This is a genomic window from Xanthocytophaga agilis (assembly GCF_030068605.1).
Classification (GTDB): domain Bacteria; phylum Bacteroidota; class Bacteroidia; order Cytophagales; family 172606-1; genus Xanthocytophaga; species Xanthocytophaga agilis.
In genome coordinates, this window is record NZ_JASJOU010000004.1 from 469,222 (window position 1) to 485,675 (window position 16,454).

A 16,454-nucleotide genomic window follows, 5' to 3' on the forward strand; every position below is an offset into this window, starting at 1 on the left:
ACAATACTGGATTAAACTACCTCATCCGTTTGCATTTTTCAGGACAACCTATCAAACAGTTTGATCTTACTCCACTGGCAAAGGCAGGAGTGTTTGTGATACATATCGGGAATGATGAACCGGAAGGAGGACATGATATCTTCAAGCCTCACCGTGACAGGCATTATATGTTGATTATTGCTCTGGGCGGATCTCTGAAGATGATGCTTGATTTTGAAGAGGTGCTGATAAATCAACCTTCTATGTTGCTGGTTTTTCCAGAGCAGGTGCATCATGTAGTTGAACTGAAAGATCCTCAGGGATGGGCTATTCACTTTGATCCTTCGCTGATTCAGGAGGAGTTTCAGCGTGTATTACAAACAGGCTTTGCCAAACCTCTGCTTTTTACGCAAACAGACACATTACAGGCTCAGGTAATTACCATTGCAAGTCTGATGCACCAACTCCAATCTGAAGTACCTACTACCTATACAGGAAGAACTATGCATGAACTGCTGGCCGCCATCCTGAGTCTGCTGGCTGGAAAGTTCTCTCAGATGCCGGTTGGAAATAAATCCAAAGAAGGCCGTCCCTCTATTATTGAACGGGATTTCAGCCAATTGCTATTACGTTATTATAAAACCTGGAAGCAACCATCCCAGTATGCACAGGCGTTGTCTGTATCTGTTTCACATCTGAATGATACTGTCAAAGATATCAGTGGGTATCCGGTATCGGTACGCATACAACAAACATCCATTCTGGAAGCCAAACGATTGTTGTACTTTACTAATCTGAGTGTAAAAGAGATTGGCTATGAAGTTGGCTATGACAATCCGGTTTATTTTTCAAAGCTATTTAAAAAAGCCACAGATCTGACGCCACTGGAGTTTCGCCAGCAATTCCGCGATTAGAACTATTCTTCCCTCTTTTACGGCTATAATATCCTGTTTTTTCCCTCTTCCTTTGCTATGTCAAAAACAAAGGGAAATGTCGATAGATTTATCTGCTTTCCTACCCCTTTTCTAGAAATAAAGAAAAATTTTGGTACAAAGAGAATAAAGTAAACTTCAATCGTGGTTGGTGGTGAAGGTGCGTAGGGCTTCCTTTTCCCGCGAGGTTGGCCTTTGGCCTTGCGGGGGGAAGGATCGGGAAAAGGCGCCCTTTTTTGCTTCGTTTTTTGGGCAAGCAAAAAATGAAGGAGCCACAAGAAGAATGATGTTTGGAACAATAAACAAATAAAGGAAAAGACAAGCAAAAAGGAAGATGCTTGTGGAAAAGCAATGATCGAGAATTAGAACCAGTATAGTAGATCAAACCTATTTAGATATGAGTTACACTGCTCTGCTTTATCTTACTCTATATACATTTATAAAATATGAATATTACAGTTATAGGCGCTTCCTCCGGTATCGGGCTACTGGTAGTGAAACAGGCACTGGATAAGGGCTATCAGGTTACTACATTATCCAGACGAACACAATCCTTACCCGCACATGCTGCGTTGTCAGCGATTAGTGGGAGTGCTACTTCGGTCACTTATGTAAAACGGGCTATTAGCAAGGCAGACGCAGTGATTGTCACCATTGGAAAGAGTTCTGACAAACAACCTTCTCTCTTTTCAGATACAGGCCGGGCACTGATTGCCGCTGCCACTGAATTACACACCCGTGTGCCTTTCCTGGCTATTACGGGATTTGGAGCAGGGGAGAGTCATTCGTACAATCCTTTGTGGGTAAAACTGGTGATGAATACGATACTCAAAAAGGAATATGAAGACAAAACCCGGTTTGAAAAGATGCTGGCAGACAGCTCACTTCGCTGGGAGATTGTACGGCCGGGCCTGCTCACCAACCACTCCTGGACAGGGCAGTATCAGGTGGTACCTGAACTCTACAAAGGAATGAAGGTTAGTCGTATTTCCCGAGCTGATGTGGCTGATTTTCTGCTGCGCCAGGCGGAAAATCCTACACTCCTACACAAGTATGTAGCACTTACCTATTCACGATAATTTTATTTATTCTCACATTTTTCAATTGTAATTCCATGAAAACTGAACGTAACGCTATGCAGGAAATCGATGTACCCTTTATTTTGGAAAGCATCCGTCATACAGGTGATACCTTTTTGCAAACATTTAAACAAAACAATATCCCACAAGATCAGGAAGACCTGATGTCTCAATTTCAGGAAATAGATAAAAAATGTCTGGTGATGTTACAGGATGCCCTAAACCCAATGTATCCGGAGATTCCCTGGGCAGAGGATAGCGAATTTGACTTCGAACAACAAAAGCAACCGCTGGACTTGCCTGAGTTTTGGTTATGCGATTCTATGGATGGGGCTGTACAATATATGCGACACCTTCCGGGCTGGACTATCAATCTGGTATTGGTGAGAGAGGGGCGTCCGTATCTGGCTGTAATTTATGATCCTATGCAACAGGAGATGTACTGGGCTAAAGAAGGAGAAGGTGCCTATCTGAATGGCAAGCCTTTACAAGCGAAAGCGAAAAGCGAACTATGGTTAATGCTGAGTGTATTTGAACATCCTGCTCTTTCAAAAAGTGTAACAGGGCTGAATCACCGAATAGGGGCATCCGTAGAAGAGCTGTTAGACCAGTTTGGTACGGTACGTAATTATGGTCCACATGGTTTGCAGCTAGCCTGGTTGGGTGCCGGACGTATTGATGTGTTTTGTCAGGAAGGGTTGGATACCTACAATTGTCTGCCCGGTATTCTGATTGCCAGAGAAGCAGGTGCGCAGATTTCCACTACCGATGGCCAAGACTGGACCTGGGGCGCGGATAGTTTGTTTGTCGCAGCTCCGGGTGTGCTGGAAAGGTTTCTAAAAAAAGAATCCAACGGTATGCTCTCGTTTTAACCAATCTTGTTTTGGTGACCCTTATCGTGTTCCATATCTTTTCTGGAAATGAAGGTTTTAAAAAGAGAGCACTGGTTCGAACGTCCGTTCGGACCTAAAATGAAAGCAACGTCCGTTGCGTTGGGACAAATTGAGCTATGTTCAGGTTTGTGATAGTACCTAAACAAGGTTTTACCTACCAAAGCAGCGGACGCTCAATGCAGTCAACTTAAGAAAACCACTCAAACTACCTTACCTGTCCTTCTGGAAGAATCTTGTGGCAAGACCGGCGGCCTTTCCGACTAGAGAGTATTTTTTCTCTCAAAAACCAAACGTAGCTCTATTTGTCACAAGATTCTTTCAGAAGGACAATAAAGAAATATGAAAAATAAGAAATAAACTCCCTTACCTTGACAGCATTGAACGGACGCTTACGCCAGAAATTTTCTTTATTTCCTGAAAAAGTTATGGGACACGACAATGGTTAGCTTTTGATCTTGCGGGTGAGAGCATCGCCGGAGGTATCCTGTTCTTTAGCAAGCAAAAAATGAAGAAGCTACAAGTAGAGTGATGAAAACCACAATAAACAAACTCAGGACGATAGCTTCCTCAAAACTAACCCAAGCCTACACTCTTTGCAAAAGTATAAGCTTGGGTTTTACTCATATCCTAAACTTGGGATGACTCATATAGTAGATAGTTACGCACCTACTGTATACTCACTCAGATCAATCGTATTTTTCTTTTTGGACGCCTGTTCTGCCATTTTTTGAAGTTTTTGATAAGCAAATTTTTCCAGTTTAAAGAAAGAGATAACATCTTTCAGTTGTTCTGCCTGAGCCGATAGTTCTTCAGAGCTGGTTGCCATCTCTTCAGATGCTGCTGCATTCTGCTGAATTACCTGATTCAGTTGTTGTATAGCCAGACTTATTTGTTCCGTACCTGAATTCTGTTCCAGGCTTGCAGCTGATATCTCCTGCACCAGATGAGAGGTTTTCTGAATATTAGGCACCAGTTGCTCCAGTATTTTGCCTGATTTGTCTGCTGTCAGCACACTGGATTTGGATAGTCCGTCAATTTCCAAGGCTGCTGTCTGACTTCTCTCTGCCAGTTTGCGAACCTCTGCTGCCACAACGGCAAATCCTTTACCATGTTCTCCGGCACGGGCTGCCTCTACCGCTGCATTCAAGGCCAACAGATTGGTCTGACGGGCAATCTCACCTACAATGGAAATCTTTTCAGCAATAATCTTCATGGATGCGACCGTATTGCGTACCGATTCATTGCCTGTTTTGATATCTTCTGTTGCTTGCAGAGCAATCTTCTCGGTTTGTTGTGCATTGTCTGTATTCTGGCTTATGTTTGAACTCATTTGTTCAATAGATGAAGATACTTCTTCGATAGAGGCGGCCTGTTCGGTTGCTCCCTGAGATACCTGTTGAGCTGATGCACTCATCTGCAAACTGGCCGAAGCTATGTTATCAGCACCCTGCATAATCATGCCCATAATATCCCGCAGGCGATTGACCATCTCTGTTAATGCCGTATCCAGTTCGCCTTCTGCCTGATGACTTTGATCTATAGAAAGATCTCCTGCCGCCACACGTTTAGCCAGATCCACACTGGAACGTAACTTACTGATCATATATCGAATCTGATCCAGCAGCGCACCTATTTCATCATGATCATAATCGTCAATGGTTACAGAGAAGTTGCCTGCAGCCAATGAGGTGATAGCATCGTGTGCCTGTTTCAATGATTTTCGCAGTGAGGTAATGATCCAGAAGCCAATACCCGCAGCCACAAGTGCACCTATTCCTACCAACAGAAGCATTGTAGTTTGTCCATCTGCATAAATGGCTGCTGTTTCTTCTTTTGCTTTTGCCAGAGAGTCTTCATTGCGTTTTACTATTCTGCTCATAATGGCAGAAGACTCGGTGGCTATCTTTCTGTTTACTGTACTGGATAGCATATACGCTGCCTGGTTGCTTGAGTCTGTATTAAGTGTAAAGGCAAGATATTTTAGTTTCTTAAAGTTTTTATTATAGTCTTTCCATGCTGTTTGGAACTGTCCGATCAGCTCCTGATCTTCTTTGCTGGAGAGGGATTGCAACTCTTCCAATCGTTTACTCATATCGACATTGCGTGACTCACTGTCATCAATCCACTCCTGCATCTGGTCCTTATCACGAGTGATAATCAAGTCTTTTTCTCTCTTGGTAATAAACTGGACATCTTCAGCAATTTTAGCTGATAAAGTGATTAATCGGGCATTTATATCGACAATCTGATTCACCCGTGCATTGATAATGCTGGTGTTGCGATTGCCCATAAAGAAGATCACTCCTGCTAAAAGCAGAAGTGCGGAAAACGCTAGAATTAGTTTTACTTTTATTGAGAGTTGCATGCTCGTAAGACTTTTGGAAGCTTTTAGTAATAGAAATACAGACTGATGAATCCAGAAGAGGCTATAGTATTTTGTTAATCTGGCCTTTGGGTATTACTTATTGAATTTTATATTGCCTGATAACATGTATTTTTTGCTAGTAAAATAGACTAATTTTCGCTAGTTATTTTTATTATATCGTTGTAATAGGTATGTGTGAACTTTTTTCTGTATAAGGTAGCAGGTAACGAAGGTCTTTTTCTTTTTTATTTGTATTGAAAAATATCCTGAAGTTTCTGATAAATAAACTGGAGTTCTGGTACTATTTAAAGTTAATTGCTCTTTATAGGTATTAATTCAGGTAATAGATAAAGAAAAATTTTACTCCCGACAACTTCGCATCTCTACATAAAAACTACGAGTACTAATGTCCTGAACGGATGTGTTTTAGCTATAGATAAGTAATCAAAAGTAGAAAGAAAAATAACCAAAGGATATATGGTTTTGAGTAGATTCTTACATACTTCTGAATAGTAAGATTATGCTCTTGAAAGAGAGATGGAGAGGAGAAAATGCATAAAACCTACATTGTTCTTCAGAGTGAAAAACTCCAAAGAACAATGTACTTCTTATGTAAAATTTTGTCTTTGAAAGCTATAAACGTTCTTATCCACACACCGGAAATCAAACTTGCCAGTATGGTTGTATGATCTGAGCTACTAGGAGGATACCAGTCTTTTTCGGATTCGGCTTAAGGATTGCGGTTTCACACCTACAAATGAAGACGTATAGTATTGAGGAATGCGTTGTTGTAAATCAGGATAGGTTTCCATAAAATGCAGATACCGTTTTTCAGGAGGATGTGTATACAGGGATGTGATCTTACGGATGGCGTCTACAAAAATCTGCTCACATACAATCCTGCCAAACTTTTGTCCTTCTCTGATCTGTTCATAAAACACCTGAAGATGATCATAGGAGATAGTCAGAAAGTGGCTATCCTCAATAAACTGGATATTTTTATTAGAGGCTGAGTGATCCAGAAAACTTTCATAATTGCATATAAAGTTGCCTTCTTTTCCAAAGTCATAAATCATTTCCTCCCCATCATTATTGATAAAATACCGTATGAGGCCCTTTACAAGAAACCCTACCTGACGACACACCTCACCCTCTTGCAGGAAATAGTCTCCTTTGGCAGCTGTCTTTTCTTTAAACAGCTGCTTTATACAGGTAATTTCTCGTTCATCAAGAGAAATTACACTACTGATAGCCTGAATTAGGGTGGTGTGCATGGACAATAAAAATTAAGCGTTTGTCTACGAAGCTAGGAGAAAACAGAGAAATGTCCTAACAGAATAAAAATGTTGAAACATGAAATACGGATCCCTAGAGTTTATGTTTGGTTGTATAGATGCCTAGGGCATTTTTTCCTGCAAGGTTGACTCCTTATGTCGTCTCATATCTTTTCTGAAAATAAAGAAAGTCTCCGACGCAAGTATTTACCTCATGTTTTTAACTAAAGAGAGTTTATTTCTTTTTCTCTTGTTTCTTTCAGAAGGACAAATAGGGAGGGCGTTTTTTCTTAAGTTCACATCATTAAACAGATGTTGCTTTCAGATCCGAACAGGCATCTGAGCCAGTGTCTTCTTTCCTTAAACTATTGAAAAGCAATCTGAGAAAATGAATTTCAAAAGCAAACAGAGCCTATGCTAAAGCACAGACTCTGTATTACTATAGGTTAAGTTAGATAATAAAAATACTCTTTCTAATATCAAACCATTATAATGGATATGGAATCGGATAGATGTATCCCCGGCGTGATATATTGTTGTTAGCGTCGGTCAGCCAGATTCGTTCAAGCGTAGTGGCACACAGACTTTCTCCGGCTCCAGGTTGTAGAGTCCAGCTGTTTCCATTCCATTTATACAGATTCTTCTCCCACTTTTCTAACATAAACAGTTTGTTATCAGGGCTAATACTGATGTCGTGTACCTGCTTGCCTAGTGGAAGCCACTCTACACCATTGTATAGAAATGGTTGATATTGGCTATCAACAATAACAATAACATTATTGGAAAATGCAGCTATCTGATTGCCTCCCTTGTTACCACCTATTGCCGTCCAGGTTGCTGTGTTTTCATTCCATTTGAATATTTTATGCCCTCCTGGAGCTAGTTCTGTTCCAAGCCGGAATACACTTCCAATACTATTGATGGCAAGATCCACTGCCTGACCAGGTACCTGTTTCCACTGATTATTAACCAGCCGATAAATGTATCCTCCGGCTGTGCAAAGCCAGGGTTGTCCATTAGGCATAACGGCTACATGTACACCTCCTTGGTCCGGATCAATATCTTGCCAGCTACTACCTGTCCACTTGGAAATAATATAACCACCAGGAGCATTTACTGTACCTACTTTGTAAATAGAACCATCTGCTCCCGCTACAATTTCGCGTGCTTTACCTGCTATCGGATCAAAGGTGGGCGAAGCCGGATACATATCATTGATACAGTTGATATCTGCTTGAGAGAGTCCTTCTCTTTGTGCCTCATAGGTATTGCCACTGGTTGTTGTGATTACTGGTTTGGATGGATCAATAGCTGCTTTGGAAGAATAACTGCCATACAGCATAACAGAACCAAAATCAAAGTTACTGTGATCAAATCCATTGTAGCCAAACTCAGCCCATTTCTTAAACTGATCTCTTATAGCCTGATCGGATTTGATATTATTCCATTTGATAACCAAATGGTTATCCCGATCAGTACGGCTATGTTCATGGAACAGTCCTACTGCATGGCCTATTTCGTGAATAACAGTGCCTTTGGTGCAGTCTGGTCCCAGAATAATAGACTGCTCCTGTGCCTGCATACCCACTGCTGATGAACAGCCTGCCCCGGGCATGAATACAATCCGATGGGATGCATTGGGATTGTTCACAAACTTCAGGTTTGTCGCCTCCTCCCAATGAGCAATAGCTTGTGTGACCCGTGCTGGATTAGGCAAGGCAGGATCTATTCTGTAATAGACCGTATTGTTAGGCCAGCGATAGGCCAACATATTACGACCTGTAGCCGACGTACGTCCATTGGGACTTTCCGAGCTTAGCATGTCTTCTGATAAGAGCATATCGCCTTGAAATACAGCCTGACCCTCTATTTCTTCATAGGTAACAGGTGAACCAAACAGATAACCTGTTTTGACGATTCCTCTTTTACCCGGAAAGGCTATTTCCAGATCTGCCGGATTGCTTGTTGTTTCAGAGCCTACGGGTGCCGGATCTTTTACTTCACCCAGTGGTTCTTTACAGCTTTGTACAGATAAACTTAAACCGATAACACAGCCGGTAAATACTATGCGCAGTGTGCATGCATATAACATAGTTGATTGCATTGTTTGTAAGTTGTTTTTATTTAGGTAGTGTATTACAATGTCTTGTCACCGCAACTGTCCCGGGCTGGTTGTGGTGACGAAGACAGGAGCAAAAGTATAGGGAAGAGAGGAGGGAGGGTTATTACTATTGTAACTGAGTTTGCTCTTATTGTAACGCTTGGAAAAAGAAGACCAGGAATCCTGTAAGATGTTGATTGTCTGTGAGATTTATAATGGGTTTTTGATGAGAGCAGGGTTGGGGAGAGCAGAAATGGAATGTTGTGTCCGCTACTTTGGTACAAAAAGAGTCTTGTCAGGTTTGTGATAGTATCCAAAAAGGTTTTTAACAACCAACGCAGCGTCTGCTCAATGCTGTCAACTTAAGGTAGTTTGAGTGGTTTTCTTAAGTTAACTGCATTGAACGGACGTTCAAACCAACGCTATCTTTTTAGAACCTTCATTTCCAGAAAAAATCTGAGACAAGATAAGGAGCCAACCTCGCGGGAAAAGGAATCCCTATGCACTTACAGGGCCTTCCACGAGTAAAGTCATCTTTGCTCTCTTTGTGGCTCCTTTGTTTTGCTTTCATGAAAGAAAATAACTTTTTTTTCTTAAAATTTGAGATAACGTATGTGATGAATTATGTATAAGTTTCCTCGGGTTACACCACTGAGGCAACTTGCCGGGCCAGGTATTCGCTGGGAGTACAATCAAACTGTTCACGGAAGCACTTGGAGAAGTATGGCAGATTATCAAAGCCTACCTGATAGGCCACATCTGAAACATTGCCAGCTCTGGCATCAAGCAGTTGAGCGGCTCGTTTCAATCGCATGCTGCGCAAAAATTCGCTGGTCGACTGTCCGGTCAGGGCGGTGAGTTTGCGATGGAGCTGCATACGGCTCAGGCCTGCTTCACGGGCAAATTCTTCAGACCCAAATTCTGTATTACTCATATTCTCCTCTACCACCTTCAGAATACGTTCCAGCAGCTTTTCATCTACCGAACTAACCGCTATATCCGAAGGGGCAATCCGAATTTGTTTGCTAAACCGTTCGCGTAGTTTACGGCGACTTTCCAGCAAATTACCTACACGTAACCGTAATTCCCGGGCATCAAAGGGTTTGGTCAGGTAATCATCCGCACCTGTCTGAAGTCCCTGTAGTTTGCTTTCCTGAGTAGCTAATGCCGTTAGCATAATCACTGAAATATGATTGGTGCGTTCATCGGTTTTTAAGCGTTCACATAGTTCCGTACCACTCATTTCGGGCATCATCAGGTCTGTAATAACCAGATCCGGAATCTGGGCTAGTGCTGTGTCAAATCCTTCTTTCCCATTGCTACTTTCAAGAATGCGATAGGGGCCTTCCAGATGCTTTCGAATATAGGCACGTAAATCGTCATTGTCTTCTACGATCAGTATCAGTGGTTGTTCATTGCCAGCAACAGTATCTATATCATCTGTAGATTCAACAGATGCATTATCAGCTATCTGTTCATAGGATGTTGTAGTAGTAGCAATGGAAGGTATAGGCTCTATATCTGTAGTAGAGCATGGAGCCAATGGCAGTTCGATGACAAACCGGGTGCCCTGAAGTGCATCACTGGCTACATATACCTGGCCACCATGCAACTGAACCAACTCTTTTACCAATGCCAGCCCAATACCTGTACCTTGCTGGTCACTATAATGCTGAGAACCCTGATAAAACCGTTCAAAAACAGAGTTCAGCTGTTCAACAGAAATACCGCTGCCACTATCCTGTACAGTAATTTTTAATCGGGGAAGTGCATCTGTAACAGAAGGAAGGACTTCTGCCCGAAGGGATACCTCTCCATTGTTAGGCGTAAATTTAAAGGCATTGGATAGCAGGTTGGCAAAAATCTTATGGAGTTTGTCTGAGTCAAAGGCATAATATAACTCCTTTGCCGGCAAATCCAGTTTGAATGCAATTTCACGAGATTCAGCCAGAGACGAGAACGAAGCCGTGAGTAGACGAAAGAACTGACTGAGATTACCTGCCTGTGGCTGTAAGTGCATCTTCCCGGATTCCAGTTTGGATAGATCCAGCAATTGATTGATCAGCTCTAGCAGGCGACCTGCATTACGATGCATACTGGTTACTTCTCCAGAACCAAAAGAAAGCGTTTCCGGATGGCCAGCACCTTTGCCAGCTTCCAGCTTATCCTGCAGATTGCCCAGAATAAGTGTTAATGGTGTACGAAATTCATGGGATATATTGGCAAAGAATGTAGACTTTACCTGATCCAGTTCTTTTAATTTCGTTGTTTGCTCTGCCAGTTGTCTGGATTGTTGACTAAGTGTTTCATTGATGATAGATAGTTGCTCGGACTGGGAGGATAGTAGTTCATTGGTATGGGCAAGTTCCTCATTTTTCTGGCTGATTTCCAGGCTTTTTTCAACCAGTAACCGATTGTTTCGTATTTTCAGTCGCTGACGGCTCACAATCAGTCCGCCAATGATCAGAGTTGCCAGCAAGCCCAGTCCAATAATATTGCGTAGTAATGCTTCCTTTTCGCTTTCTTTTTTCAGAAGTTCAATCTCTGCCTGTTTCTTTTCAGTTTCGTAGTCTGCCTGTAATTTGGCAATCTGACGGGTGTTCTCGTCATTGCGGAGTGAATCCTGCGTTTGGATAAACCGTGACTGATAGTCGTAAGCTTGCTGGTATTTTTTCTGCCTGGAGGCCAGTTGTGATAAGAGTTGGTAAAGTTCTGCCACCAGACTTTTGATTTCCATCTGTCGGGCCATTTGCAGTGCCTGCTGTGCATTGGCTTCACTTTTTGTTAATTCATCTGTTTTCTGGTATACATAGGCCAGTCCTGTGAGGACATACGGTATAGTATAGGGATCTTTCACTTCCTGCTGAAGTCTTAACCCCTGATTAAGATATTCAAGTGCTTTGGAATACTGTTGAAGGCCTCCATCCGGTAGTCCGCCATATACCAGACCCATATTGATAAAACAGGCAGCCTGAATATCTTTATCCTGTTCTGTAAGCCCGTCTAAGGCTTTGGTAAAATAAGGCAATGCTTTCTGATACTCTTTCTGTCGCATATGCAAATCCCCGAGATTGTTCAGTACCTGGCTTACCGGCCTTCCTCTGGTGAAACGTTTTTTCTTTAGTTCCAGTGACTTCTGATAATATACAATGGCTTGGGGATAATCTTCCAGTTCACTGTATATATTACCCAGGAAGTTATAGATATTGGCTATCCGGATGTCATCTTCCAGCTTTTCTGCAATTTTCAATCCTTTCAGATAGTACTCAGTAGCTTTGGGACGGTTATCCTGTTTGTGATAGACCATACCAATATTAAGCATCAGGGCCAGCTCTCCTGGTAAATCGCCAAGTTCCTGGGAGAGTGGTAATGCTTTATCATAGTATGCCATTGCCTGTGCATATTTATTCTGATGCGAATAGCCTATACCCAACCGATTGAATGCCTGAGCCATTCCTTTCTTAAAATCCAGTTGCTGACTAAGCTGTAATGCCTGGGTAGCATAGGCAATGGCTTTGGCAGGGTCAGCAGCATTGTAGTGAAAGCTTAGTTGATTCAATACATTGATTCGGCTTGTGTCTTTGGCAAGTTTTAATTGCTGTAGCAGGCTATCTGCTTCAGTATCTTGTGCCTGAAGTACAACAACAGCGAAAAGCGCTGCTATTGTGAGCAGACAGGCCTTACCTAGCCATGTGGTATGCCCTAACGGAACAGAAGAACATACACAAAGATGTTGGGGCCCTCTCGCTTTGTGTAGTGTGTAAGGAGTTTGGTTCTTTGATATCATCCTTTGAAGCGGGTAGTGAAAAAATACTATAAAGAATGGCCTGGCAGCAAGATTTTGTCCATTTCAGGACTATGTTACCATACTATAAAACAGAGTTACAATACTGTTAACAGCTACTATATCTCAGACTATACTTTTGCCATCGTCTCTGATAGCATTGGAGATGAAGTAATTTGCTTGTTTACCAGGCTCTTATCTTAACAATACACATTAGTTAACTTTCACGCTTTATTGTAAACTTCAATTATGAAAACCATTCACATCGTTATTGTTTTTTTATTTAATTGTATTCTTTCATGCACTGTTTCTGCACAGGAAGTGAGTCAGTAGACAGAAGAGGAGCGAAAGTATCTACTGGACAATCTGATTCGAACCCGTGATGAGGTTGTTAAACAGACAGCACAACTGACTGCTAAAGTTAACGAAGCCTGACAGTGTGATCCTGGATTTCTTGCTGGATGAAACGCCACATAGTACTACTGATTATACCGAACCGTTCACCTTTAGTGTACCAATGGGATTGGATGAAGGAAAGAATACACTGGCCTGGTCCTGAAAATGCGAAGCGAATCTATTGCTTACCTCACCAAAGCTCCTGAAGATTTACGTTTGTATTTCCTACGGGCTGGGAGACCGAGTGTACAGCAAGTATATATCAATGTGTTTGGGCATATTGACCGCCATCTGCGACAAATCAAAAAAGTAAAGCAACACCCCAATTACCCACGTTAGAAAGATAATCTGAACATGTTCCTATAAAACAGATTTATCCTGAAAGCCAGTCATGCCTGTAGAGCTATTCTTTATGGGCGTGGCTGGTTTTGTTTTGAAATTTCTGCTCTTGATCCAAAAGGAGAATCCTTTGACGGCATTTCTAGTTGTATAAAAATTGATAACAACATTTGTTTATCTTGCTGAATGAAGTGTTCTTAAGGAAATAGTTATCTCTTTCCTCTAAGGTCTTTCAACTGAAGTATACATATGATCCATGAGTCATCCCAACTTTTGAGTAAAAGGGTATCATTGAGAAATGATAAAAAATGTCACAAGGAGAGCTGCGATTCCTTTAAACGCGAGTGGTTGTGTAGGTGCGTAGGAATAAAAATTCCGCGGGTCTAGCGATAGCCCTGCGGGGCGAAGCTTTGGAATTTTTTGCCCTTTTTTGCACACACACAAATCTGGCTCACCAAATTCTCATTTGGTGCCCTGTTTTGGACAAGCAAAAAATGAAGAAGCCTAGGGAAGAATAAGGTAAGGGGCTATAAACCAATTCAGAAAGAAACATCTCTCAAATGAACCCAAGCCCATATTTTTCAAAAATATAGTCTTGGGTTTTACTCATATCCAACATTCGGGATGACTCATGTTGTTATGAGCTACTTTCATGAGAACAGAAAGAGATTTTCCGGAATCCTTTACCTTAATTTGACACTACTGTGTTTATATCGACAAATATATTTACCAGATAGCACAAACCTGAATGTAACTTTAATGATGCCAACCCAACGGCTCCTGAATGCTCTCAACTGAAGAGTTTTAAGCAGTAAAGTCTATTTTTTGCTACTCTCCCTGGCCTCCTGTAAGAATGTCCCCCTCTCCGTCTTTCAGAAGGACAAAAAAGGTACGAGGATCAAAGGAGAGAAACTCTCTTTAGTGGATAGCCTTGGGTAGACACTTGCGCCGGATACTTCTTTATTTCTAGAAAAGTATGAAATTAGAAAAGGAATCAAAGTTCAAATTACAGTAGGTTAAATAAAAAAGCGCCAAGTTGGTAAACCTGACGCTTCTCCATTTTACTACAAACGTATTACACTAATCTTCATACTTAAGACGTATTTTCTTGCAGTAATTAGCTTCAAAATTGAGATCAGTATTCCAGGAAGTTACATATTCGCCGTTTTTGTAGGCCGTAGCCTTTAGCGTGTGTGTACCTGCTGTACGTTCAGCCCGAAGTATAGCTCCCGGACTAGTGGTTTCACATACAGGAGTGTCCATATAGGGCGCTGTAAGTGTTCCTGCTACCTCGTTATCAATCTTAATCTCGATTTGATCAAATTCAACATCCGGCATATTGGTATAGAGCTGATACGAACCCAGATTAGCTGGTTTTATATTCTCTTTGTCTTTACAGCCGAATGTAGTTACGAAAACAAGTACTAAGAGAGCGAATGTGCTGATTGTGCGAATCATAGTTGTAAATGAATAAATGAAGTGAAAATAAAATAGTGTTTGTTTTTGTTTTCCCTCTGCCGATTAGCAGATTGAAGATGGGACAAAGGTATGGCCAGGAGGTTTTGAGGGGTTATTACTATTGTAACAGTATCTGTTACTATTGTAACCAACCGCAAAAAAGCCTCATTTGACCAAATAGGCGATAGGGAAAGAAGCGAGAGAAGCAAAAAAAAGCAGAAAAAGTCGCCCCGTAATCCATGACTCATCCCAAATTTTGAGGAAAAGACTATTGCCTCCTTTAGAAAAAGAGAAACAAAGGAGCTACAAAGAGAGCCAAGATAACTTCAATCTGTGTGGTCGTGTAGGTGCGTGAAGATAAAAATTCCGCGGGCCTAGCGTTGGCCTGTGGGGCGAAGCTTTGGAATCTCTTGTCCTTTTTGGGGTATTACGCCGTGGCATGACAAAAAAGTACCATGACAGGTAGAGTGAAGAAGGAGACAATAAACTGACTCAACTAAATAGATGCTCAAAAATTAATCAGCGCCTATACTCTTTTCAAAAGTTTAGGCTCTGATTTTGTAAAACAAATACCCATCCAAAATTCAGAATGACTCGTGTACATCAGAAATAAGTCGGAAAGGAGGTCATTCTACCAAAATTTCTTCTACAAATCACCTGATTTGATAATTCTCATAAAAATGTGTAATTTTTTTCCAAGAAAAATTGTATTAATTTAGACAGGCGAAGCTCCCAGACTGTCAAAAATAGTACATATTATTCACCAAGCATCCCAATTGATTGATATTCAGTTAATTTAAAGGTATTGGTAATTACACTATTTGTAATTCATCCTATTTTCATTTCTCTTATGGGTAAGAAAGTATTGGTATTAAATCAGGATTATTCAGCTCTCACGATCTGCAGTGTAGAAAAAGCCTTTATTCTTGTATTTCTGGACAAAGCAGAGTTAGTGAGTGAATCACAATCAAATTATTTACGAAGCATATCTTCTACATTTCCGATGCCTTCCATCATTCGGTTGCATCGGTATGTGCATCTGCCTTTCAAAGGGGTGATCCTGACCCGGCAGAACATTTTTAAACGAGATGGACATCGGTGCCAGTATTGTGGTACACACGAAGACCTGACCCTTGACCACGTATTGCCTAAGTCACGTGGTGGCAAGTCGTCCTGGGACAATCTGGTGGCTGCCTGCCGGCGATGCAACGCCCGTAAAGGTGACTACACCCCGGAAGAAGCCGAAATGGCCCTGAGACAAAAGCCCTATCGTCCGTCGTTTATTATGTTCCTGCGTGATTTTTCAGGACACCTAGAAGATGACTGGCATCCGTATCTGAGTAAAAAGATGAAAGCGTTTGATTACGAATAACGCTTTCTTTTCCACTTATTTACTGACAGATTATGGAAGCTACCATTTTCTATTCGCGGAAAAATGCCTTTACAGTCATCACGTTTGGCGTCATTGCACTGATTCTGGTGGCAGTAACAGTGCTTACTTTGTGGACTAAGCCGCTTTCGATGGTATGGATTCCGGTTGTAGTGGTACTGGCAGTATTGGTCTGGGTATGGACACGCACTTTTTATAGTATTGACGGAAACTATCTCTACTACCAATCGGGGCCAATACGTGGCAAAATAGCCATCTCACAAATACGGCAGATGGATGTCAATCAAACACTATGGGTAGGCTTTCGCCCTGCTTTGAGTACAGGCGGAATTATCATTCATTACAATAAGTGGGATGAGATCTATATTTCTCCAAAAGACAGCGACAGATTTGTTGCAACTCTAACTACGGCTAATGAGAACATACAGGTGAATGTAAAGGAGACCTAATTTAGGTGGCCTGCA

At 41.6% G+C, this 16,454-nt stretch carries 11 protein-coding genes; 6 read left to right on the top strand and 5 right to left on the bottom strand.

Annotated elements, in window-relative coordinates; all coding sequences use genetic code 11:
• The first annotated feature begins 29 nt into the window (after window positions 1-29).
• The 3 genes from QNI22_RS15185 (at window position 30) to QNI22_RS15195 (ending at window position 2,862) form a co-directional block, all read left to right on the top strand.
• Window positions 30-893: a helix-turn-helix domain-containing protein gene (locus QNI22_RS15185; protein ID WP_314511817.1), complete on the top strand. Its 864-nt coding sequence runs from the start codon at window positions 30-32 to the stop codon at window positions 891-893.
• A 464-nt stretch (window positions 894-1,357) separates the two neighbouring features.
• The gene (locus tag QNI22_RS15190) at window positions 1,358-1,990 is read left to right on the top strand and encodes an NAD(P)-dependent oxidoreductase (protein WP_314511819.1); all 633 of its coding nucleotides are present in this window, start codon (window positions 1,358-1,360) and stop codon (window positions 1,988-1,990) included.
• A gap of 35 nt (window positions 1,991-2,025) precedes the next feature.
• Window positions 2,026-2,862: an inositol monophosphatase family protein gene (locus QNI22_RS15195; protein ID WP_314511821.1), complete on the top strand. Its 837-nt coding sequence runs from the start codon at window positions 2,026-2,028 to the stop codon at window positions 2,860-2,862.
• Window positions 2,863-3,541: 679 nt separating this feature from the next.
• Here the strand turns inward: QNI22_RS15195 and QNI22_RS15200 are convergent.
• From QNI22_RS15200 to QNI22_RS15215, 4 genes are all read right to left on the bottom strand, one after another.
• On the bottom strand, window positions 3,542-5,248 hold the full coding sequence (locus QNI22_RS15200) for a methyl-accepting chemotaxis protein (RefSeq protein ID WP_314511822.1): 1,707 nt from the start codon (window positions 5,246-5,248) through the stop codon (window positions 3,542-3,544).
• Between the two features lie 698 nt (window positions 5,249-5,946).
• Entirely contained in the window at window positions 5,947-6,522 is a 576-nt protein-coding gene (locus QNI22_RS15205) for a Crp/Fnr family transcriptional regulator (protein ID WP_314511823.1), read from the bottom strand.
• 487 nt (window positions 6,523-7,009) lie between these two features.
• A complete protein-coding gene (locus QNI22_RS15210) occupies window positions 7,010-8,614 on the bottom strand; it encodes a M12 family metallopeptidase (RefSeq protein ID WP_314511825.1) in 1,605 nt (534 codons plus the stop codon).
• Window positions 8,615-9,266: 652 nt separating this feature from the next.
• Window positions 9,267-12,410 (bottom strand): hybrid sensor histidine kinase/response regulator transcription factor, encoded by a 3,144-nt coding sequence (locus QNI22_RS15215; RefSeq protein ID WP_314511827.1) that lies wholly within the window; start codon window positions 12,408-12,410, stop codon window positions 9,267-9,269.
• A gap of 558 nt (window positions 12,411-12,968) precedes the next feature.
• On the opposite strand from QNI22_RS15215, the gene QNI22_RS15220 reads away from it, so the two are divergent.
• Complete coding sequence (locus QNI22_RS15220) at window positions 12,969-13,142, top strand: hypothetical protein (protein WP_314511828.1); 174 nt, start codon at window positions 12,969-12,971, stop codon at window positions 13,140-13,142.
• A 1,080-nt stretch (window positions 13,143-14,222) separates the two neighbouring features.
• Here QNI22_RS15220 and QNI22_RS15225 read toward each other — a convergent pair.
• Entirely contained in the window at window positions 14,223-14,600 is a 378-nt protein-coding gene (locus QNI22_RS15225; RefSeq protein ID WP_314511829.1) for a hypothetical protein, read from the bottom strand.
• A gap of 850 nt (window positions 14,601-15,450) precedes the next feature.
• On the opposite strand from QNI22_RS15225, the gene QNI22_RS15230 reads away from it, so the two are divergent.
• Window positions 15,451-15,972 carry an HNH endonuclease gene (locus QNI22_RS15230; RefSeq protein WP_314004243.1) on the top strand — a complete coding sequence of 174 codons (522 nt, stop codon included), beginning with the start codon at window positions 15,451-15,453 and terminating at the stop codon, window positions 15,970-15,972.
• A gap of 32 nt (window positions 15,973-16,004) precedes the next feature.
• Window positions 16,005-16,439 carry a PH domain-containing protein gene (locus QNI22_RS15235; RefSeq protein ID WP_314511832.1) on the top strand — a complete coding sequence of 145 codons (435 nt, stop codon included), beginning with the start codon at window positions 16,005-16,007 and terminating at the stop codon, window positions 16,437-16,439.
• Window positions 16,440-16,454: the final 15 nt, after the last annotated feature.